This window comes from Streptomyces sp. NPDC001068 (genome assembly GCF_042897315.1).
GTDB lineage: Bacteria > Actinomycetota > Actinomycetes > Streptomycetales > Streptomycetaceae > Streptomyces.
Genome location: NZ_JBIAYD010000011.1, coordinates 379398 through 400921 on the forward strand (window position 1 = coordinate 379398; position 21524 = coordinate 400921).

Sequence of the window (21524 nt, forward strand, 5' to 3'; positions counted from 1 at the left end):
GTCCCTTTCGAACTTGTGCCGACAAGCCGGACAGGGTCGACTGTGCAGGCTCCCCTCAGGTCATGCCCATGACTTTGCCAACTTGTCATGCGCCACCTGCGGGTTGACTCCTGGCCCCGCGCCCCGCGCGTTCCTCGTCAGGTACGAAAAAGTACCGGCAGGGTGGGCCCCTGCCGGTACTCTCACGTGTCGCGCTTCGGCGAGCGGTCAGTCCTGCTTGCCGGTCGGCTCCTGGCCCGCGCCCTCGGAGGACTCGGACTTCCCGGATTCCTCGGAAGTCCCGGAAGCCGCCTCAGAGGTCTCGGAAACCTCCCCGGAGGTCTCGGAAACCTCCTCGGAGGTCTGGGAAACCTCCTCGGAGGTCTCGGAAACCTCCTCGGTGGTCTCCGCGGCCTCGGCCGACTCGGTCCGCTCGGCGGTCCCGGCGACTTCCGCCGCCACCGCCGCCGACGTCTCCGCGGACTCCGCCAGCACCTCGTCGGCGACCAGTTCGGCCGCCTCCTTGGCGACGGTCAGCAGCACCGTGTCCTGCGGAGCCTGGTCCTCGAAGCCCTCCGGGTGGTGGCAGGCGACCCGCTGGCCGGGACGGAGCTCCACGAGCGCCGGCTCCGTCGTCTTGCAGATCGCCGTCGCCTTCCAGCACCGGGTGTGGAAGCGGCAGCCGGACGGCGGCGCGATCGGCGACGGGACGTCACCGCGGAGCAGGATGCGCTCGCTCTTCTGGCCCCTGCGCTTCGGGTCCGGAACCGGCACCGCCGACATCAGGGCCTTGGTGTACGGGTGCATCGGCGACTCGTACAGCTTGGTGCTGTCGGCGAGTTCGACGATCTTGCCCAGGTACATCACCGCGACCCGGTCCGAGACGTGCCGGACGACCGACAGGTCGTGAGCGATGATCACGTACGTCAGGCCGAGCTCCTCCTGGAGGTCGTCCATGAGGTTCACGACCTGCGCCTGGATCGAGACGTCCAGGGCGGAGACGGGCTCGTCCGCGACCACCAGCTTCGGCTTCAGGGCCAGCGCGCGGGCGATGCCGATGCGCTGGCGCTGACCGCCGGAGAACTCGTGCGGGTAGCGGTTGTAGTGCTCGGGGCTCAGACCCACCAGCTCCAGGAGGCGCTGGACCTCCTTCTTGACCCCGCCCTCCGGCTCCACGTTCTGCAGCCGGAACGGCGCGGAGACGATCGAGCCGATGGTGTGCCGGGGGTTCAGGGAGCCGTACGGGTCCTGGAAGATCATCTGGATGTCGCGGCGCAGCGGACGCATCTTCGAGGTGGACAGGTGCGTGATGTCCTGCCCCTCGAAGGTGACCTTGCCGCCGGTCGGGTCCTGGAGCCGGGTGATGACCCGGCCCATGGTCGACTTGCCGCAGCCCGACTCGCCGACCACGCCGAGGGTCTCGCCCTTGCGCACCTCGAAGTCGATGCCGTCGACGGCCTTCACCGCGCCGACCTGCCGCTGCAGGATGCCCTTCTTGATCGGGAAGTGCTTCTGCAGGCCTTCGACCCTCAGCAGCACGTCACGATCCGACGAGGGCGACGCCTGCTGCGGGATGACGGCGTCATCGGTCTTGTTCGTGTCGCTCACAGCTTCGGCGCAATCTCTTCGGTCCAGATCCGCGTACGGTCCTCGGCCGAGAGGTGGCAGGCGGACCAGTGGCCGCCGTCGACCTGCTGCAGCTCGGGACGGACCGTGCGGGTGACGTTCCCCTTGGGAAGGTCCGCGTACGGGCAACGCGGGTGGAAGGCGCAGCCCGAGGGGACGTTGATGAGGCTCGGCGGCTGACCCTTGACCGGGATGAGCCGGTCGGAGGTCTCCCGGTCGATGCGCGGCATCGAGCCCAGCAGGCCCCAGGTGTAGGGGTGCTGCGGCTTCTCGAAGATCTCGTCGACAGGACCCCGCTCCACACACCGGCCGCCGTACATCACCAGGACGTCGTCGGCGATCTCGGCGACCACACCGAGATCGTGGGTGATGAGGATGACCGCGGAGCCGAACTCCTTCTGGAGATCGCGGATCAGGTCGAGGATCTGTGCCTGGACCGTCACGTCGAGCGCGGTGGTCGGCTCGTCCGCGATGAGCAGCTCGGGGTTGTTGACCAGGGCCATGGCGATCATGGCGCGCTGGCGCATACCGCCGGAGAACTCGTGCGGGTAGCCGTCGATGCGCTTGGCCGGCTCGGGGATCCCCACCCGGTCGAGCATCTCGATGGCGCGGGTCCGGGCCACCTTCTTGGTGACGTTGTGGTGCACCCGGTACGCCTCGACGATCTGGTCGCCGACCTTGTAGTAGGGGTGCATCGCGGACAGCGGATCCTGGAAGATCATCGCCATCTCGCGGCCACGCAGCCGGCGCACCTCGTCCGGGGACGCGCTCACCAGCTCCTTGCCGCCCAGCCAGATCTCGCCGGACATCCGGACGTTCTTGCCACGGGCGCCGAGCCGGTGCAGGCCCATGACGGCCAGCGAGGTGACGGACTTGCCGGAGCCGGACTCGCCGACGATGGAGAGGGTCTTGCCCTTCTCCAGCGAGAAGCTGAGGCCGTCGACGGACTTGACGATGCCGTCGTCCGTCGGGAAGTGCACCTTGAGGTCCCGGACCTCGAGGAATGCCTCGGGCGTGTGGGTCGGCGTGGGCTCGCCCACGGCCGCGCCGGTCTTGGAGAGTTCGGTCACGAGAGCCTCACCCGCGGGTCGGCGGATGCGTAGAGCAGGTCCACCAGGAGATTTGCGATGACGACGAAGAACGCGGCGAGCAGGGTCACGCCCAGGATCGGCGGCAGGTCGTTGTCGTCGATGGCCTGCACCGCGTACTGGCCGATGCCGTGCAGCGAGAACACGGTCTCGGTGATCACCGCGCCGCCCAGCAGCAGACCGAGGTCCATGCCGAAGACGGTGATGATCGGGGTGAGCGCGGCGCGCAGTCCGTGCCGGACCACGACCTTGCGCTCGCGCAGGCCCTTGGCGCGGGCCGTGCGGATGTAGTCCTCGTTCATCGTCTCCAGCATGCCCGAGCGGGTGAGCCGCGCGTAGATGGCCGAATACAGGAGAGCCAGCGAGCACCAGGCGGGGATGAGCGTGTTGGCCCACTGCGCCGGGTTCTCGGTCAACGGGACGTATGTCCGGCCGAAGATCGGCCATTGGTACGTGAAGAGCAGGATCGCCAGGTTGCCCGTGAAGAACATGGGCAGCGAGACGCCGGCCAGGGCCACACCCATGAAGGTGCGGTCGAAGAAGGAGCGCGGCTTCAGCGCGGAGACCACGCCGATCGCCACACCCGAGACCAGCCACAGCACCGCGGCACCGAGGGCCAGCGACAGGGTCACCGGCATGCGGTTGGTCAGCTGCGGCCAGACGGCCTGGTGGGTCTTGAAGGAGTAGCCGAAGCACGGCGCGTTGCAGTGCACCGTGGACGGGCCCAGATCATAGGTGGCGCCGGAGACGATCCCCTTGATGAAGTGCCAGTACTGGACGTAGACGGGCTGGTCCAGACCGAGGTTGTGCTTGACCGCGACGATGTCCGCCTTCGACGGGCTCTTGCCGATGTACTGCTGTGCCAACTGATCGGCGGTCTGCCCGGCGAGCCGCGGCAGCACGAAGAAGATGGCGAAGGTGACCGCGGAGACGACCAGCAGCAGGATCACCGCTGCGAGCGTCCGACGGAGGATGTACGAGATCACGGGGATCGGCGCTGGTGCCCGCGGGCCTCTCGGCCCGCGGGCACCAATGCCTTCACCTGCCTTCCGGGGCTGCTACTTCGACGCTACGCCGATGTTGAGGTAGTCGTACTGACCGCTGAAGGCCGCCGTGGAAACCAGGTTGGTGAAGGTGGTCGGGCGGGCCAGCAGGACCTTGAAGTAGGTCAGCGGCACCAGGGCGGCGTCGTCCATGGTCTGCTTGTCGATCTGCGTGTAGATGGTGTTGCGCTCGGTGTCGTCCTGCGTGCCGATCGCCTTGGCCAGCTGGTCGTTGACCGACTTGTTGTCGTACTGCGACAGGTTGGTGTTACCGGACTGGCTGATCGCCTTGCCGTTCAGGATCTGCTGCAGGAAGCCGTAGCCGGAGGGCCAGTCGGCACCCCACTGCATCATCATCAGGCCGACGTTCTGCTTGTTGGCGAAGTTCGGCACACCCGCGTAGTCGGTGAAGTACTTGCCCGACGGGTACTGCTTGAGGGTGGCGTTGATGCCGACCTTCTTCAGCGAGTTGATGATCGCCGTGGCGGCGTCGATCTCCGGCTGACGGTCCGAACGGGCCGTGATGTTGGTGTTGATCGACGTCTTGCCGCAGGCCTTCAGCTGCTCCTTGGCCTTGGCCACGTCACCCTTGTTGCCCGCGGTGGCGTAGGCGTCCGCCTTCGTGTAGCCCGGGATGTCCGGAGGCAGCACCGTGGTGGCGATGTCACCGCGGATCGGGCCGCCCTCGGCGGTCTGCACCGAGACCTTGTCGACCGCGAACTCGACGGCCTTGCGGCAGGCGACGTTGTCGAACGGCTTCAGCTTGGTGTTGATCGCCATGTAGACCAGACGGCCACCGTAGGTGTTGTCCGTGTTGGCCTTCTTGCTGGCGTCGGTGAGCACCTGGGCCTGCGTGGCGGCCTGGACACCCGTGCCGCCGAGGTCGATCGCGTCGCCGGCCAGGACGTCCTTGTCGATCGTCTCGGCGTTGACCTTCAGGTTGACGACGATCTTGTCCGGCAGCTGCTTGCGCAGCGGGTCCGTCTTCGCGTCCCAGTTCTTGTTGCGGACGAGCACGGCCTGCTTGCCGTCCTCGTAGCTCTGGAACTGGTACGAGCCGGAGGACACGATGTTCTTGACGTAGTCGACGCCGTTGTCCTTGGCCTGCGGGACCGGGGCCGTCTGCGGGGCCGAGACCAGGTAGTCGAACTCCTGGAAGGCCTGCTTCAGGTGGAAGACGATCGTGGTGTCGTCCGGGGTCTCGATGGACGAGAGGCCCTTGGCGCTCTTGTCCTTGTAGGGACCCTTGTACTTGTCGCCGCCGACCAGGAACTGCTGGAAGTAGTTCGGGCCGAGGGAGAGCACGTCACGCGCGAAGTTGGAGCGCTCGACGGCGTACTTGACGTCCTTGGACGTGATCGCCGTGCCGTCCTGGTACTTCAGGCCCGTACGCAGCTTGTACGTCCAGGTCTTGCCGCCGTCGCTCGGGACGCCCTTGCTCGCGGCGAGGTCCGGGACCAGGGTGTTGCCCTTGGAACCGGGGCCCGGCTGGAACGTCATCAGCGGGCGGGCGTACAGCCGGCTGAGGTTGTACATGTAGGCGTAGTACGTGTTACCCGGGTCGAACGAGTCCGGGACGTCGGACAGCTCGTAGGTGAGCGTCCCGCCCTTCTTGTCGGACGCGTTGACGACACCCGTGGTAGCCGCGTTGGCCGCGGCAGAGCTGCCGCCTCCGTTGCTGTCCTTGTTGTCATCGGCCTTGCTGCACCCTGCAACCAGCAGGGTGGCGGAGCCGATGGCCGCGATCGCGGCCAGCGCTGACCTTCGCATGATGGGTGGGTTCCCCTCCATTGTCGGAAACTTGTCGGGCTCTCGGTGACAGCAGGCGTCAGCGGCTGCGGGGGTCGAGAGCGTCGCGGAGACCGTCACCGAGCAGGTTGAACGCCAGCACGGTCACGAAGATGGCAAGGCCGGGCACGATCATGTACTGCGGATCGACCTGGTAGTACGTCACGGCTTCGCGGAGCATGCCGCCCCAGGACGCCTGCGGGGGCTGGATGCCGACGCCGAGGAAGCTCAGGGACGCCTCGAAGAGGATGTTGGTCGGGATGAGCAGCGTCGAGTAGACGATGATCGGGCCGACCAGGTTGGGCATCAGCTCGCGGAACAGGATGTACGGGCCCTTGGCACCCATGCCGCGGGAGGCGTCGACGAACTCGCGCTCCCGCAGGGCCATGGTCTGGCCACGCACGATCCGGCCCAGGTAGGGCCAGTTGAAGAAGCCGATGACGAAGATCAGCACGCTGAGGTGGAGCGGCAGTCCGTTCAGGCCGAACGCGCCGCCCTGGAGGGTGGCGGAGATGGCGATCGCGAACAGCAGGAGGGGGAAGGCCAGGAAGGTGTCCATCAGCCGGCTGATGACCGAGTCGACACGGCCTCCGTAGTAGCCCGCGACGACACCCATGATCGCGCCGATCACGTTCGACAGGATGGTCGAGCCGAAAGCGACCACCAGCGACACCCAGGAGCCCTCCAGCACGCGGGTGGCGATGTCCCGACCGAACTTCGGGTCCACACCCAGCGGGTGATCAAGACTCATGCCACCGAAACCGCCGGTCGGCAGCGAGGTGTTGGCGTCGATCAGGTCCTGGTGGAAGGCGTTGGGATCGAGGCCGAACATGGCCTGGATGGGGCGGGAGAGGATCGCCACGAGAATCAGCAGGAAGACAACGATGCCGCCGGCCACGGCGACCCTGTCCTTCTTGAACCGGGTCCAGGCGATCTGCCCGAGGGAACGGCCCTCGATCTGCCCCTTGGTGGCGTTCGCCAGCACAGCCTCCGGCTGTGCCTCGGCTGCCGCTCCGGTGGTCTCGATCGGTGCGGTCACAGTGACCTGACCCCTCTCACCGGTGGTGACCGGCTTTTGTCCGCCGCGGTGGGCGGCTTGGTTCGCTTGCTTGTTGCGCGGTGGGCGCCAAAGGTAACGGCCCGACTGTCCACGAGACCCATCGGCCGGTACGACGTACTGGCCCGCAGGATCGGTGACTTCGCGTCTGAGAGGCGAGTCTTCAATGCAGTGGTGATCACGCGCCAGGCCTGATGGAGAAAGTATGCGCAACCGTGATGACGATCTGGGTTTCCGGTATCCGGACGAGTGGACACAGAGGTCGGACGGAATCGATTCCGACAAAAGTCCCAACTCCCCACCGAACAGCCGAGTCTACGCGCGGAGATACCCTCGCGACTGCCCATCGACCCCCGCACACCGCCATGCGGACGCGAGGGAGGCGGGGGGGGCGGACACGAACCGAGGACCAACCACCGAAGTGACCGACGTCACTCGCCTCATTGTCATGCGCTTTTCAGGGCTGCTCCTCCGTTTCCTCCCCGCGAACAGAGTGGCCGATCAGGATTTCGGTCATTGCTTGCCGAACCGAATTCACGGGGCCGGCTTCATTGCCTTCATCGCCGTTCCGCCGAACGCCTCCCACCAGTCGCGTGGGCCGGTCCGCGGCAAGCGCAACAGCAGCGTGAACGGCTGCGCGCCCAAGCCGTGATACCGGCGCACGACCGACGCGGGGCGTCGGCAACAGAAATCCGGGTGGGCGGCAGAATCATTCGCCGCCCACCCGGATTTCTCTGGTCCGGCAACCGCGTTCGCGGTGCCCGTCGCTCAGTAGGTCCTCGGACCGGGATAGCCGTAACCGCCGGCCGGTGCCGGCGGCAGGGCCGCATGCGCCTCACGGTCGTAGAACGGGCGGGCCGCGGCCCGCATCCACATCACCACCGGGTCGTACTCGTCGGTCATCGCGACCGTCGACACCGGCAGCCCGTCCGGCACCACGCCGACGGACTGCTGCATCATCGCCCGGACCGAGTCCACGGCCGGCGGCGACGTGTCGTACACGTCGAGCCCGATCGCGAGATACGGCGTGCCGATCGACGGTTGCACCCAGGCACGCCGCAGCGAGCGGACCGCGGGGGTGCGGTGCGCGTTCTGCGTCAGCAGGGCGTAGAACTGCGGGATCTCGATGGCCGGTTCGGCCAGCCGCAGCGGCCCCGCGGGCTGCCGCTCCAGGCCCGTCGCGATGCGGCGCAGGTCCGTCCAGGGGATGCCGACCCCGCCGCCGGGAGCGTGCGGGTTGAGCCACAGGCCGAAGTGGTCGGGATAGAGCGTGCGGGCCACGTCGAGCCCGTCGACCACCTCGTAGGAACGGTTCCAGCCACTCGCCGACAGTTCCTGTGCCGAGGTCACACAGGGCGCGTAACCGTGGCCCTCGACCTCCATGTTCCCGTACTGCGCGTCGGGAGAGCCGCCCTGGCCGTGCCACAGGAGCATCCAGACCTGGCCCGAGGACGGCGTGGCGAGGGCGCGGAGGAGTGCCTCGTAGGCGTCGTAGCGCCCGGGGGTTACCTGGCGCAGCATGTGCTCGACCTGCCCGGTCGCCGCGGTGCCGCTGGCGCTCACGTGTTACCGCCCCTTCATTTGTCGCCCCGCGTTCGGGGACAGCTTAAGCGTCAAGGCAGCGGGGGCCGATTGTTCGTCGGGGTGCGGGTTTCGTCGTGGCCCGGCGCGCGGTTCCCCCTGCCCCCGGGCCGGCTGCCCCAGGTCGTCTCCGGCGGCCGTACCGGCCGTTCCGTCGTGGCCGTACCGGCCGTTCCGTCGTGGCCGTACCGGCCGTTCTCTAGTGGCCGTACTGGTAGAAGGGGCGTACGTTCTCCCGCATCCAGTGGCCCACCGGGTCGTCGGCCACGTCGAGCAGGACCAGGTTCACCGGCCAATTCAGCGGGATCCGGCCCAGCGCCCTGCCCAGCGCCTCCAGGGGCAGCGCCCGGATGTCCCCTTCCCACTGGGAGAGTTCGACGCCCACGAACATCACCGGGTCCGCCGTCTCGACCACCGCCAGGCAGCGGCGGGCCGTGGCGACCACGCCGGTCTGCGCGAACTCGGCGGAGGCGGCGGCCAGGAAGTCCATGGGGTCGTCCTGCCAGTCCGGTTCGTACAGCCGGACCCGGCCGCCCGAGGCGGGACCGTCCAGTTCGCTGCGGCCGCCGCGGCACAGCTCGGCGACCGCCTCCGGCGGCAGCGGGACACCCACCATGCCTCCGGGGTTGACGGCGATGCCGACCTGCGGGGGCAGGCCGCGGGCGAACTCGACGGCCGGGGCGACCGTGTACGACAGGTGCGAGCCCGTCACCTGGCGGAACTGCTCCTCGGAGCTGAAGACCGGGACGTACACCCGGCCCTCGATCTCCGTGGTGGGCAGGTCGAGGGACCCGCTGTGCGGGCCGCCGCCCTCCGGCAGCGGGATCCACAGGAAACTGCGGGCGAGTACCTCGATGAGCCGTCCCGCCGCCGCGGGGACGCCGAGGGAGGCCGACAGGACCTCCTCCAGTTCGTTGCCGGGCCAACCGCCGTGCGGGTGGGGGTGCGCCTGTGCCGGGAAGTCCGCGGGAATGTCCGCCGGGAAGTCCATCTGCCTACCGCCTGCTGGAAACCGCTGCTGCTGAGTCTCAAAAGGCTAGCGGGTGGCTGTGACAATGCCTCGTCCCGTGAACCGCCCCGCTGCCCGGCGGCCCTACCCGGCGAGGTTCTCCGGCTCGCGGAAGGCGATCCGGCGCAGCACGTCCGCCGCGTCCCGGTCGAGGAGCACCGCCGATCCGACGCCCTCGGGCAGCCCGCCCCGCGCCACCGCGCGCACCAGGCGGGTGGCCGCGTGGCGGTGACGCAGGAAGGCGTACCGGGAGACGCCCCGGCCCCGCGCGCGCTGGCCCTGCAGTGCCGTGCCGGGCGTGACGTCCAGGAGCAGCAGGTGCAGGGTGCCGCCGCGGCGGCGGGCCGCGCGGGCCAGCCAGTCGCGCACCCAGGCCTGGGTTCCGCAGTCGTGCACCACCACGCCCTCGCCGGTGCGCAGCGCGCGGCGCAGTCCGGCGTAGTGGGCGAGGCGGACCAGCGGGCGGTAGACGGCGTACGGCAGGAAGCGGGCCAGGCGGGCGTCCCAGCGGTCGCGGGTGTCCTGCGAGTCGACCCGGAGGCCCTGGACGGTGCGGTGCATGAGGGTCGATTTGCCGCTGCCGGGCAGTCCGGTGACCACGACCAGGTCACCGGGGCCGAAGAACAGGCCGTGCGGGCTGCGGCCGGCCCGGTCGCGCAGGTCGCGGACGACTCGTGCCGGGCGCTGATCGCACCGCTCGCGGGCCGGGGCCGCCGGCTGGCCGGGCAGGGCGATGCCTGACGTCGTCGCGTATGCCGTGGTCCTTGTCACCGTGACCGTCCTCCCTGGGGGCTCAGGAAAGGTTCTCCCCACTTATCGTAAAGAGAAGGTAATGGACGGTGTCTCGCGGTTCCGTCCGCTTCCGGCCACAGGCCTGTTACAAAGCCCGGCCGGGCATGCGATGATGTCCGCGCCAACTGCATACCGGCCGTTTGAATCCGCGCGGGAGAGTCCTCGGCAGTCTTCGCCGGGGCGCCGAAGGAGCAAGTCCCTCCCTTGAATCTCTCAGGCACCGTTACCGCGCGGGCGAGGCACATCTGAAAAGCGGGCCGCCGTACCGGCGGTCCCACCCAAGGTGCAAGCCGTGACCACTTCGGTGGTCGAGGCGAACCTCTCAGGTTCCGATGACAGATGGGGAGGACAGACCTCGCCTGTCATGCCCTGGGATCTTTGGGAGACGACCGACCGATGAGCAGTTCCGACTCCGCCGCACTCCGCCGTACCGCGCTCGATGCCCTGCACCGTTCGCTCGGCGCCACCATGACCGACTTCGCCGGCTGGGACATGCCGCTGCGCTACGGCTCCGAGCGCGACGAGCACGTCGCCGTGCGGACCAGGGCCGGCCTCTTCGACCTCTCCCACATGGGCGAGATCGCGGTGACCGGCCCCGAGGCCGCCGCCCTGCTGAACCACGCCCTGGTCGGCAACATCGCCTCCGTCGGCGTCGGCCGCGCCCGCTACACCATGATCTGCCGGACCGACGGCGGCATCCTCGACGACCTGATCGTCTACCGGCTGGCCGAGACCGAGTACCTGGTCGTGGCCAACGCCTCGAACGCGCAGGTGGTCCTCGACGCGCTGACCGAGCGGGCCGCCGGCTTCGACGCCGAGGTGCGCGACGACCGGGACGCGTACGCGCTGATCGCCGTCCAGGGGCCCGAGTCGCCGGGGATCCTGAAGTCGCTCACCGACGCCGACCTGGACGGCCTCAAGTACTACGCCGGTCTGCCCGGCACCGTCGCCGGCGTCCCGGCGCTGATCGCCCGCACCGGCTACACCGGCGAGGACGGCTTCGAGCTGTTCGTGCAGCCGGAGCACGCGGTCGCCCTGTGGGAGGCCCTCACCGAGGCCGGCGCCGGTGTCGGCCTGGTGGCCTGCGGGCTGTCCTGCCGGGACACCCTGCGCCTGGAGGCGGGCATGCCGCTCTACGGGCACGAGCTGACCACCTCGCTGACCCCCTTCGACGCCGGTCTCGGCCGGGTGGTGAAGTTCGAGAAGGACGGCGACTTCGTGGGCCGCGAGGCGCTCCAGGAGGCCGCCGACCGGGCCGCCGCCGAGCCGCCGCGGGTTCTGGTCGGCCTGGTCGCCGAGGGCCGCCGGGTGCCGCGTGCCGGGTACCCGGTGGTGGCGGACGGCAAGGTGATCGGCGAGGTCACCTCCGGCGCCCCCTCCCCCACGCTCGGCAGGCCGATCGCCATGGCGTACGTCGACGCGGCGCACGCGGCCCCCGGCACCGAGGGTGTCGGCGTCGACATCCGGGGCAGCCACGAACCGTACGAGGTCGTGGCCCTGCCGTTCTACAAGCGCCAGAAGTAGACCCCCAGCGGCCGGCCCAGAAGGAGACACTGGGCTCGGCGGCGCGTGAGCCTGCGCACATTTGCGCTGCTCACGCATGTTTCCCGCAGTCTTCTTCCCTCACCACTCCCCCGCGTACAGGAGAATTCACGCCATGAGCAACCCCCAGCAGCTGCGTTACAGCAAGGAGCACGAGTGGCTGTCGGCCGCCGCGGACGGCGTGTCGACGGTCGGCATCACGGAGCACGCGGCCAACGCGCTCGGTGACGTCGTCTTCGTCCAGCTCCCGGCCGTCGGCGACACCGTCACCGCGGGCGAGTCCTGCGGCGAGCTGGAGTCGACCAAGTCGGTCTCCGACCTCTACTCGCCGGTCACCGGTGAGATCACCGAGGTCAACGAGGACGTCGTGGACGACCCGTCCCTGGTGAACTCGGCCCCCTTCGAGGGCGGCTGGCTGTTCAAGGTGCGTTTCGCGGACGAGCCGGCCGACCTGCTCTCCGCCGACGAGTACACCGCCTTCACCGCCGGCTGAGACGTCGCGGAAACCAGGAGTCGTAGGAAACAGGAGTCGTAGAAACAGATGTCCGTTCTGAACACGCCCCTGCACGAGCTGGACCCCGAGGTCGCGGCCGCGGTCGACGCCGAGCTGGTGCGCCAGCAGTCCACCCTGGAGATGATCGCCTCGGAGAACTTCGCTCCGGTCGCGGTCATGGAGGCGCAGGGCTCGGTCCTCACCAACAAGTACGCCGAGGGCTACCCCGGCCGCCGCTACTACGGCGGCTGCGAGCACGTCGACGTCACCGAGCAGATCGCCATCGACCGGGTGAAGGAGCTGTTCGGCGCCGAGTACGCCAACGTGCAGCCGCACTCCGGTGCCTCCGCCAACCAGGCGGCCCTGTTCGCACTGGCCCAGCCCGGCGACACCATCCTCGGTCTGGACCTCGCGCACGGCGGCCACCTGACCCACGGCATGCGCCTGAACTTCTCCGGCAAGCAGTTCGACGTGGTCGCGTACCACGTCGACGACGCCGGTCTGGTGGACATGGCCGAGGTCGAGCGGCTCGCCAAGGAGCACCGGCCCAAGGTGATCATCGCCGGCTGGTCGGCGTACCCGCGCCAGCTGGACTTCGCGGAGTTCCGGCGGATCGCCGACGAGGTCGAGGCGTACCTGTGGGTCGACATGGCCCACTTCGCCGGCCTGGTCGCCGCCGGTCTGCACGAGAACCCGGTGCCGTACGCCGACGTGGTCACCTCCACCACCCACAAGACCCTCGGCGGTCCGCGCGGTGGCATCATCCTGGCCCGCCAGGCGTTCGCGAAGAAGCTGAACTCGTCCGTCTTCCCGGGCTTCCAGGGCGGTCCCCTGGAGCACGTGATCGCGGCGAAGGCGGTCTCCTTCAAGGTCGCCGCCTCGGCGGACTTCAAGGAGCGCCAGCGTCGTACGGTGGAGGGTGCGCGCATCCTCGCCGAGCGGCTCACCGCGCCCGACGCCCGCGAGGCCGGGGTGAACGTCCTGTCCGGCGGCACGGACGTGCACCTGATCCTCGTCGACCTGCGCGAGTCCGAGCTGGACGGCCAGCAGGCCGAGGACCGCCTCCACGAGGTGGGCATCACGGTCAACCGCAACGCCGTCCCGAACGACCCGCGTCCGCCGATGGTCACCTCGGGGCTGCGGATCGGCACCCCGGCGCTGGCCACCCGCGGCTTCACGGCCGAGGACTTCGCCGAGGTCGCGGACGTGATCGCCGAGACGCTGAAGCCGTCCTACGACGCGGCGGCCCTCCGGGCCAGGGTCGAGGCACTGACCGTGAAGCACCCGCTTTACCCCGGTCTGAACAAGTAGTTCCCTGGTGGGGGCACCCGATGGCGTGTGCCCCCACCCCTTTCCAAGGAGTTCCCCCGTGGCCATCTCGGTCTTCGACCTGTTCTCGATCGGCATCGGGCCGTCGAGTTCCCACACCGTCGGCCCGATGCGCGCGGCCCGCATGTTCGCCCTGCGCCTGCGCAACGAGGGGCTGCTGGACTCCGTCACCTCGATACGCTCCGAGCTGTACGGGTCGCTCGGCGCGACCGGCCACGGGCACGGCACCCCGAAGGCGGTGCTGCTCGGGCTGGAGGGCGCCTCGCCGCGCACCGTCGACGTGGAGCACGCCGACGAGCGGGTCGAGGCCATCAGGACCGGCGGACGCCTGTCCCTGCTGGGCGAGCACGAGATCGCGTTCTCCTTCACCGCCGACCTGAAGCTGCACCGCCGCAAGACCCTGCCGTACCACGCCAACGGCATGACCCTGTGGGCGTACGACGCCTCCGGGGCGGAGCTGCTGTCCAAGACGTACTACTCGGTCGGCGGCGGGTTCGTGGTCGACGAGGAGGCGGTCGGCGCGGACCGCATCAAGCTGGACGACACGATCCTGAAGTACCCCTTCCGCACGGGCGACGAGCTGCTGCGCCTGACGAAGGAGACCGGCCTGTCGATCTCCGCGCTGATGCTGGAGAACGAGCGCGCCTGGCGAACCGACGAGGAGATCCACGAGGGTCTGCTGGACATCTGGCGGGTGATGCAGGCGTGCGTCTCGCGCGGCATGTCCCGGGAGGGCATCCTGCCGGGCGGTCTGCGGGTCCGCCGCCGGGCCGCCGTCACCGCCCGCCAACTGCGCGCCGAGGGCGACCCGCTGGCGCACGCGATGGAGTGGATCACGCTCTACGCGATGGCCGTCAACGAGGAGAACGCGGCCGGCGGCCGGGTGGTCACCGCCCCCACGAACGGCGCGGCGGGCATCATCCCGGCGGTCCTGCACTACTACATCAACTTCGTTCCCGGCGCCGACGAGGAGGGCGTGGTCCGCTTCCTCCTCGCCGCCGGCGCGATCGGCATGCTCTTCAAGGAGAACGCCTCCATCTCCGGCGCCGAGGTCGGCTGCCAGGGCGAGGTCGGCTCCGCCTGCTCGATGGCGGCGGGCGCGCTGGCCGAGGTGCTGGGCGGCTCCCCGGAGCAGGTCGAGAACGCGGCCGAGATCGGCATGGAGCACAACCTCGGCCTCACCTGCGACCCGGTCGGCGGCCTGGTCCAGATCCCCTGCATCGAGCGCAACGGCATGGCCGCGGTCAAGGCGGTCACCGCGGCCCGCATGGCCATGCGCGGCGACGGCTCGCACAAGGTGTCCCTGGACAAGGTCATCAAGACCATGAAGGACACGGGCGCCGACATGAGCGTCAAGTACAAGGAGACGGCGCGGGGTGGGCTGGCTGTGAACATCATCGAGTGCTAGCGGGGCCGGCTAGCGGATCAGGGGCAGCGTCGGGACGCCCAGCAAGGTCTCCGCGAGGGCGCGGTCCAGCGGGCTGACGTCCGGGGGACAGGGGCCGATCAGGACCTCGGCCACGCTGGCCAGGTGATACACCTGAAACGCGGCCTCGGGATCGATGTGCCGGACTCCGCGCAGTGGTTCACGCAGGCCCATGACGGTGACCAGGAGACGCCCCGTCCTGTCCCGCTGAGAGGCGTGGACCGACCAGCGTTCCTCGTCCACCCCGGTGAGCGCGGCGTCCGCGGGCAGCGTGATCTTCAGGGGCGCCGCTGTCCAGCGGTCCATGTTCAGCCGGTAGGCGAAGGGGCTCAGATAGCCGCCCGGATCGGCCAGGAACCGCTCCACCATGTGGGATCGCGCCCGCACGATCTGCCCCACTCCAGTCAGGAAATCCCCGTACAGCTCGTCCCGGGCCGTCTCCCTCACCCGCGAGCACACCTTCGCGTACGACAGCTCCGTCTCGCGTACCGAGCGAACCAGATCGTCCATCGTGGAGGGCTGGTCGGTCAGGTCGTCCCAGCGGGCGAAGAGCCGGTGCCATTCCTCCGGAGTCCTGGGGGTGACGGCAGGAACCGTGTCGCGGGGCCGCTCCAGCAGGACCTGACCGAGCCGGCCGAACCGCACGATCGGGAAGGCATCGGCGCCGGACTCGTAATTGCCGAACAGACACCAGCCGAGGAAACCCGCCACCAAGGCCGCGTCCACCCCGCCCCGACCGCCGAAGAGGGCGCCGACATGGGCCAGCGCCATGCCGTAGCGGTTGCCCGGCGCAAGCAGCACGGCCGTGAATTTTTGGGCCGTCTCGGCGTCCCAGGCACTCGTGATCTCCGCCTGCTGGCAGAGGATCGCCGACGCCTCCGCGAACTGCTGCGGATAATAGGGCGCTTCTTCCAGCCCCTCCGGCTTGCCGTTCAACAGGCGGACGCGGTCCTGGTAGAAGCCACAGAGCTGAAGCTGGCGGCCGAGCATCTCCGCGGAGACGTCGTGCAGGCCGGCCAGCCCTCGGTCCGGCGGTGACCAGTCCTGCGCGAAGTACGGCAGATCCGGCGGACGGTAGTCGGCGCCAGCCCAGTTGAGGCCGTCGATCTCCGCCTGCCGTTCGTCCGGTTCCAGCCGGCACCATTCGGACAGCGGGGTGAGCACGACGTTGGCCTGCCGCCAAGCGTCCAGGTGCCGGAAGGCCTGCACGACCTCCACCATGTTCAGTACGACCTGGAGCCGGGCCCGCACCAGGCGGGAGCCGTGGTCCGAGATCAGGAAGTCGTGGAAGTGGCGCAGTTCGTGGATCGTCACGCTCAGGCTCGATACCGCGTCCAGGAAGCCCTCGGATGTGGTCGCGGCAGCCGGATCGGGAGTCTCGGAACCTATGGAGAAGCGGCTGATCCGCTCCCAGGCCGCAGCGGACTGCGCGTGCAACGAGATTCCGGGGAACTTGGGGTCGAACTCGCCGTATCCCGAACTCATACGCTGCACCTCGGGCTCGTCGTCGTGTCCCGGACTCGGTCTGTCGCGCTCCCGGAGTCGTTCGGGTGCGCGGTGTCTCAGCCGTCGCCGTCCGGCGTCTGCCTCGCGCCCGCGACCAGTTCCACCGCAGCCCTGATCTCTGCTTCCGAGAGAGGCCGTTCGCGGGAGCCGAGTTCGACCCTGCCGTGCGGTCCCTCGACCACCACCTTCTGGCCGTCGCCCCGCCGCCGCAACAGGCGGTACAGCTCGGGGATCACGGGCTCCTTGAAGAGAAGTGTGCCGGCCAGCGTGACCACGGCGGTGACGGTGCCGAAGTCAAAGGCGAACCTGCCGGGGTCTTCGGCGGGCCCCTTCGACAGCACGACCCCGCCGTTTCGCTCGACGATGCCGGCGATCTCCTCGCCCACGTCCAGGTCGGTGAAGAACCTGATCTTCGGGCCGGTGTGTCGCTCCACGACAACCCCCTCCCACATGCGGCCGACAGCTGCCCCCCCACGGCAGCCCGAACGACAGTACAAAACGGCCGTAACTTGCGTCAACTCTCTTTATTCAACTGCACTTTACGGCCACACTGGGAAAGCGGCTCGCGCCCTCGTGCGAGCCGCGCGCACGTTCCCGTGCGCAGCATCGACCCGCTCCGCGAGCGCCCCACCGCCGCAGCCCGCAACGCCGCTCAGTTCTTCGACACAACTCCCCAGGGGGCAGGGACATGGACGAACCGGAAAACGTCGACGGCCGCTTCGTGAAGGCGGAGAGACTGCTGCAGGGGCTCGCCATGGCTCTGATGCGGCTCGGCGTGGAACTCGACATCAGGGGTGCCGATGACAGCGACTGGCTGCGGCTGGTGCGTCAGTTCTACGTGCTGAGCTCACTCGGCGAGGACCAGTTCGTCTCCATCGCCGGCGAACAGGGCGCGGGCAAGACACTACTCGCCCGGAACTTGTACCCAGAAGCCGCCGACTGGCTGGAGGACAATACCGGCGTGGGCGAGAAGTGCCCGGTGGCCATCATCGAGCGAGCCGGCTTGGAGGAGCCGCGGGGAGTAGTGGTCCTTCGGCGGTCGGGCGTGGACGCGGAACGCAGCGGACAGCTTGTGGACTATCGCTACTACACCGTCGGCCAGCGTGAGGAGTGGCGCCGGCAGGTGCGCAGCGAGAACCCCAAGGTGCTGCTTACCCAGCTCGAGGTACCTCTCGGTTTCTGGCAGTTGGAAGGCACCGGATTCGTGCTCCTACCCGGTCTGGAGCGCGGCCGGGCGCAGACACAGTGGCAGGAGCTGATGAAGATCGTTCTGGCCACCAGCCCAGCCACGCTGCTCGTCGCCGACGAACAGCGGCTGGCCAACGCCGGACAGCCCGAGCTGCTGCGTCTGCTGCGCCGGGACGAGGAGGAACTGCACCTGGTGGTGGCCGTCTCCCGGTGTGAGGCCTCCGCTCCCGAGGTCATCCATGACCGTACGGCCCGTGCGGCGGAGGTCTTCGGAGTCGGTCCGTCGGACGTCGTACCCGTGGGCAGGGACGGCTCCAGCCCGAAGGACTGGATCACCACGCTCAGGTCCCGGATCGACGCCAAGCGCGGGAGCGCCCGGGACAGTCGACGGTTGGAGACCGACCTGCTGCGGGAGCTGATCCGGCGGGAGCTCGCCGGTGTCCTGCGAACGGCGAAGGCGGCTCGTGACCGCAAGGCTCTCAAGAGCGAGGTCGCCGACCAGATCCAAGGGCTGCTGGACGAGTTCGACGCGGCGAGCGACACCCTCCGCCACGCGCTCGCACCCAAGGTGACCGAGCACTACGACCAGCACATGACCCGGGCCTCAAGCCGCCTGACAGGGCTGCTGAGCGACAACGGCGGCTGGAAGGAGGGCACCCGGCGCGGCGCCGAGTTCCTGCGGCTGCGCAGGAACGAGCGCGACAACCGTCTCGTCGAGCTGGTGCAGAATGCCTGGCTGACCCCCGCGCAGCCGGGTCTTCCCGGGCCCAACGCGGCATACTTGGGGAGCATCGAGTCGACCGTCGACACCGAGCGCCAGATCCGGCTGGCGGCCTTCACCGGGTCACTCACCGATGGCCGTCTCGACCGGGATGTCGCGCTGGTGCTCACCGGACGCCCTCCCGTCGAAGGCACCGACGCACAGTCGGGCGAGGTCCGGACCGCCGCTTCACCCGCCGTGCACGTCGGGGGCCGACTGGTGCAGGCCGTCAGGGCCCTGCCGTTCATGACGCTCGATGCGAGGGCCTTCGCGGTCGGTGAACTCTCCATGCCCGACGGCTCGCTGGAGACGACGAAGTCGCCCGCCGAGTTGTCGGACGCGCTGCGCGACCTCGCGAACGAGCGCAAGGCGCTGCTGGGCACCGTCGGCCTGTTGCTGGGCACGGACCTGTTCGTCAAGGAGGACGTCGATCTCCTTAAGAACATCGGAACGCTCTCGGCCGGCCTGTTCGCCGACGGCGCGAAGGCGGCGACCGGGGTCGGCGCCACCGCCTCGACTCTGCTGCTCACCACGCTCGGTATCGGTGCCGTCGGCGCGACACTCCTCAACGCCGGAAACAACGCGATGAGCGAGCGCGACCGCCTCGCGCGGTCTCTGCTGGCCCGTCACCGGGAAGCGGCGGAACGACAGGTGCTGGAGAACGTTGACGAACTGCTGCGCGTGACCCGGGAGATCCTGCAGTCCCGGCTGCAGCAGGCCTTGGGCGCGGACAACGAGCTCAACGGGCAGTTCCGGCTGGTGGCGGCCACCCGCGCGGTGGAGAGCTACCGCGAGCGGATGCTGGAGGCGCTCGGGCATGACGAACTGGGCTGACCTCGACGAGTCGCGTTGGGCCTGGTCGGCGGAGGCCGTCTCCTGGCTGCGTGCCCGGCTGCGCGGTGTGGACGAGGCGTTGGAGGACTCCGGCCTGGCCCATGTGATGGTCCTCGGCGACTCCCAGGTGGGCAAGACGACTCTGCTGCTGAGACTGCTGGGAGTGACCGACCCGGAGGCCGCGGCAGAGGCGGCCTCGCCGCTGCGAGCGGGGCGAGGCCGCGGCCGCTCGGCGACGCCGGTGCCCATCCGGTACCAGTGGTCCGGGGATCCCGAGCGGTGGTCCCTGGCCTACGACGACCCCGACGTGGCGGCCGCCGCAACCCGGGAGACGGTCTGGCTGACCTCGGAGGAGTTGGAGGAACGGCTCGCATCGTTCCGTACTGGAGCCGGGGACCGACTGCTCTGGCGGGCACGGGCCCGGCCTCTGGAGATCGGATTGCCGGACCGCTTCGCGGGCCCCGGCCGTCGACCGGATCTGCGGGTCTTCGATCTGCCGGGACTGCACGGTGCCGGCGCCGAGGAACGGGAGGCGGCCAAGGCTCTGCTGGCTGCCTACTCCCCCGTGATGGATCACGTGGTGTTCGTGGTGTCCGGAAACCAGTTCGGGGAGATGGTCCGGGACCCGGCCGTCACCGAGAACCCCTTCCTTCTCGGCTGGAGTGAGCAGAGGGATCGCTTCAGCATGGTGTTCACCCGGGCGTTCAGCGCGGAGAGCGTCGGCAGGCATCTGCGCACAGTGTTGGGCGAACCCTGCGGTCCGTCCTGGCAGCGTGACAAAGTCATCGAGGCGGTCCAGGCACACTACGCGGAGCAGGTGCGACTCTCAGACCTGCCCGCGCTCGCGCCGGAGTCCCTCTTCCTGGTGGAACTCGGCGACTCCTGGACGGACCTGCTGAGAGGCGATCCCGAGTACGCGGTGGCGATCCGCCCGGTCTGCGACGAGTTGCTGCGGCGGCTGAGTGACACCGTCGCCCGCTATTCCGACCCGGACCGCCGCCATCTGGCTGCGGCCGAGATCGCCGCCCGGGTTGAAATCGTCGTGCGGGACAACGCCAGGCGGCGTGAGCGGGCCCTCGAGACAGCGGTGGCGACCCGGCGGCGGGCCGAACGCGCCCACGCCGAGGCGCTCGCCCTCCACGACCAGGCCCGGAGGACCGCCGAGGCGGCTGGACGGCGGACCCTGCTGCTCCGCGAGGATCTGGCGCGGCTCGCCGAGTGGCCGGTGATCTGTGACCGGCCGGAGGCACCGGAGATGCGGGGGACCGCGGTACGCGCCAAGCAGGAAGAGGAGCGTGCCGCATGGACGGCGGCCGCGCGCAGGACATGGACAGAATGGCGGGGGACGGTGACGTCACGGGCGGTGCCACGGCATCCGCCCCACGACCTGAGCACGCGGACCCGGGAGAGGTACGACGCACTGTGCGCGTGCTGCCAGCTGTGCGAACAGGGTTGGTGGAAAAGGTTCGTGCGGGAATCCGAGACCCCGGAGTACTGCTACGCACGGATGACCGCTGCGGGCGCGCACTTGCCGGCATGGATCCGGGCCACCCTGCACACCCACGCCGACGCGGCCTCCGCGCGTCTCAGTGAGGCCGATGCCGCCGCCGGCCGGCATTGCGCCGTGGCCTCCCGCCATGTCGGCCGGACCGCCGGGGCACTGGTAGCCGCCGTCACCGAGCTGGACGGACAGCTCGACCGGGCCGCCGAGGAAGAGGCCGCCGACAGCGCCAACCTCGTGGTAGCGCGGTCGGTACGGACCGTGCACGACGAGCGGAACCGGACCTTTGTCCAACGCCTGGCGCGGCAGGCGGCCCAGCCCGACGAGGACCGACGGTACTGGCTCCTCCTCGCCGCCCTGCGCGGCATCCACGACCTGAACCGGATGTTCCCATGACCGATGTCTTCGATGTGTCCGACACCGCCGACGAACCCCCTGCGCCCGAGCCGTTGTGGGCCTCCTTCCAGGACGTCGTCGACCAGTTGACCGGCCCGCTGGCCAAGAGCACCGTCGCGCGGGTCTCCGAGGAGGCGGACCGGGTCGAGAGGGCGCTGACGAAACTCAGGACGAGCCTGGACGGCACGGCCGAGGAGCAGGAGGATGCCGTTCGTGCCCTGAAACGGCAGCAGGAGGCGCTGCTCCGGGAGAACCAGGCACTCCGCCGTCGGCTCGAGTCCGTCGGGGACGGCCTGACCGCATTGCTGGAGCTGCACCGTGAGGCCCAGGCCACCGATACGGCCGCCGTCGTCCGCGAGCTTAACCGGGCGGAGGAGGAGGCGAGGTCGGCCGGGCAGGCCCGCGATACTGCGGCCGAGGAACGACTGACCCGGCTCCGCGCCTCCTGGGGCGCCGACATGTCAGCCCTTCGCGACCGCCAGCGGGCCTCCGACCGGCTGGCACGGGTCACGCTGGCGCTGCTCTCCATAACCCTGGTTCTCGTGGCCGTCGGAATCCTGCTGGGTTGACCGGAGTTGCTCGCGGG

18 protein-coding genes and 1 riboswitch are annotated in these 21524 nt (G+C 69.3%); of the genes, 8 read left to right on the forward strand and 10 right to left on the reverse strand.

What is annotated here, in order from left to right:
• Positions 1 to 207: 207 nt before the first annotated feature.
• From ACFY3I_RS30760 to ACFY3I_RS30780, 5 genes are all read right to left on the reverse strand, one after another.
• The gene (locus ACFY3I_RS30760; RefSeq protein ID WP_390864358.1) at positions 208 to 1587 is read right to left on the reverse strand and encodes an ABC transporter ATP-binding protein; all 1380 of its coding nucleotides are present in this window, start codon (positions 1585 to 1587) and stop codon (positions 208 to 210) included.
• Positions 1584 to 2675: an ABC transporter ATP-binding protein gene (locus ACFY3I_RS30765; protein ID WP_365293824.1), complete on the reverse strand. Its 1092-nt coding sequence runs from the start codon at positions 2673 to 2675 to the stop codon at positions 1584 to 1586. Before ACFY3I_RS30765 ends, ACFY3I_RS30760 begins: the two co-directional genes overlap by 4 nt.
• A complete protein-coding gene (locus ACFY3I_RS30770) occupies positions 2672 to 3679 on the reverse strand; it encodes an ABC transporter permease (protein ID WP_390864359.1) in 1008 nt (335 codons plus the stop codon). The genes ACFY3I_RS30765 and ACFY3I_RS30770 overlap by 4 nt, the downstream gene beginning before the upstream one ends.
• Before the next feature lie 72 nt (positions 3680 to 3751).
• Positions 3752 to 5527, reverse strand: a complete 1776-nt coding sequence (locus ACFY3I_RS30775; RefSeq protein ID WP_390864360.1) for an ABC transporter substrate-binding protein — start codon at positions 5525 to 5527, stop codon at positions 3752 to 3754.
• 37 nt (positions 5528 to 5564) lie between these two features.
• Entirely contained in the window at positions 5565 to 6563 is a 999-nt protein-coding gene (locus ACFY3I_RS30780) for an ABC transporter permease (protein WP_390864361.1), read from the reverse strand.
• Positions 6564 to 7002: 439 nt separating this feature from the next.
• Here ACFY3I_RS30780 and ACFY3I_RS30785 point away from each other — a divergent pair, with 439 nt between their 5' ends.
• Entirely contained in the window at positions 7003 to 7233 is a 231-nt protein-coding gene (locus tag ACFY3I_RS30785; RefSeq protein WP_390864362.1) for a hypothetical protein, read from the forward strand.
• 116 nt (positions 7234 to 7349) lie between these two features.
• On the opposite strand, the gene ACFY3I_RS30790 is transcribed toward ACFY3I_RS30785, so the two are convergent.
• The 3 genes from ACFY3I_RS30790 to ACFY3I_RS30800 form a co-directional block, all read right to left on the reverse strand.
• Complete coding sequence (locus ACFY3I_RS30790) at positions 7350 to 8144, reverse strand: enhanced serine sensitivity protein SseB C-terminal domain-containing protein (protein ID WP_390864364.1); 795 nt, start codon at positions 8142 to 8144, stop codon at positions 7350 to 7352.
• A gap of 217 nt (positions 8145 to 8361) precedes the next feature.
• Positions 8362 to 9153, reverse strand: coding sequence for an enhanced serine sensitivity protein SseB (locus tag ACFY3I_RS30795; protein ID WP_365293813.1), 792 nt, complete (start codon positions 9151 to 9153; stop codon positions 8362 to 8364).
• 102 nt (positions 9154 to 9255) lie between these two features.
• A complete protein-coding gene (locus tag ACFY3I_RS30800) occupies positions 9256 to 9942 on the reverse strand; it encodes an AAA family ATPase (protein ID WP_390864365.1) in 687 nt (228 codons plus the stop codon).
• Between the two features lie 162 nt (positions 9943 to 10104).
• Positions 10105 to 10202, forward strand: a riboswitch (glycine riboswitch).
• A gap of 157 nt (positions 10203 to 10359) precedes the next feature.
• Here ACFY3I_RS30800 and gcvT point away from each other — a divergent pair.
• From gcvT to ACFY3I_RS30820, 4 genes are all read left to right on the forward strand, one after another.
• Positions 10360 to 11487 carry a glycine cleavage system aminomethyltransferase GcvT gene (gene gcvT, locus ACFY3I_RS30805; RefSeq protein WP_390864366.1) on the forward strand — a complete coding sequence of 376 codons (1128 nt, stop codon included), beginning with the start codon at positions 10360 to 10362 and terminating at the stop codon, positions 11485 to 11487.
• Positions 11488 to 11620: 133 nt separating this feature from the next.
• On the forward strand, positions 11621 to 11998 hold the full coding sequence (gcvH, locus tag ACFY3I_RS30810) for a glycine cleavage system protein GcvH (protein WP_365293807.1): 378 nt from the start codon (positions 11621 to 11623) through the stop codon (positions 11996 to 11998).
• 48 nt (positions 11999 to 12046) lie between these two features.
• Positions 12047 to 13309: a serine hydroxymethyltransferase gene (glyA, locus tag ACFY3I_RS30815; protein ID WP_365293805.1), complete on the forward strand. Its 1263-nt coding sequence runs from the start codon at positions 12047 to 12049 to the stop codon at positions 13307 to 13309.
• Between the two features lie 58 nt (positions 13310 to 13367).
• On the forward strand, positions 13368 to 14735 hold the full coding sequence (locus ACFY3I_RS30820) for an L-serine ammonia-lyase (RefSeq protein ID WP_365293803.1): 1368 nt from the start codon (positions 13368 to 13370) through the stop codon (positions 14733 to 14735).
• 9 nt (positions 14736 to 14744) lie between these two features.
• Here the strand turns inward: ACFY3I_RS30820 and ACFY3I_RS30825 are convergent, their stop codons facing one another.
• Together ACFY3I_RS30825 and ACFY3I_RS30830 are read right to left on the reverse strand one after the other, a co-directional pair.
• Positions 14745 to 16238, reverse strand: a complete 1494-nt coding sequence (locus tag ACFY3I_RS30825) for a hypothetical protein (protein ID WP_390864367.1) — start codon at positions 16236 to 16238, stop codon at positions 14745 to 14747.
• Between the two features lie 77 nt (positions 16239 to 16315).
• A complete protein-coding gene (locus ACFY3I_RS30830) occupies positions 16316 to 16693 on the reverse strand; it encodes a hypothetical protein (RefSeq protein WP_390864368.1) in 378 nt (125 codons plus the stop codon).
• 254 nt (positions 16694 to 16947) lie between these two features.
• On the opposite strand from ACFY3I_RS30830, the gene ACFY3I_RS30835 reads away from it, so the two are divergent.
• Genes ACFY3I_RS30835 through ACFY3I_RS30845 form a run of 3 tightly spaced genes read left to right on the forward strand, consistent with a single transcriptional unit; the run spans position 16948 to position 21507 of the window.
• Entirely contained in the window at positions 16948 to 19041 is a 2094-nt protein-coding gene (locus tag ACFY3I_RS30835) for a hypothetical protein (protein WP_390864369.1), read from the forward strand.
• Complete coding sequence (locus ACFY3I_RS30840; protein WP_390864370.1) at positions 19025 to 20938, forward strand: hypothetical protein; 1914 nt, start codon at positions 19025 to 19027, stop codon at positions 20936 to 20938. Before ACFY3I_RS30835 ends, ACFY3I_RS30840 begins: the two co-directional genes overlap by 17 nt.
• On the forward strand, positions 20935 to 21507 hold the full coding sequence (locus ACFY3I_RS30845; protein ID WP_390864371.1) for a hypothetical protein: 573 nt from the start codon (positions 20935 to 20937) through the stop codon (positions 21505 to 21507). Before ACFY3I_RS30840 ends, ACFY3I_RS30845 begins: the two co-directional genes overlap by 4 nt.
• Positions 21508 to 21524 lie beyond the last annotated feature (17 nt).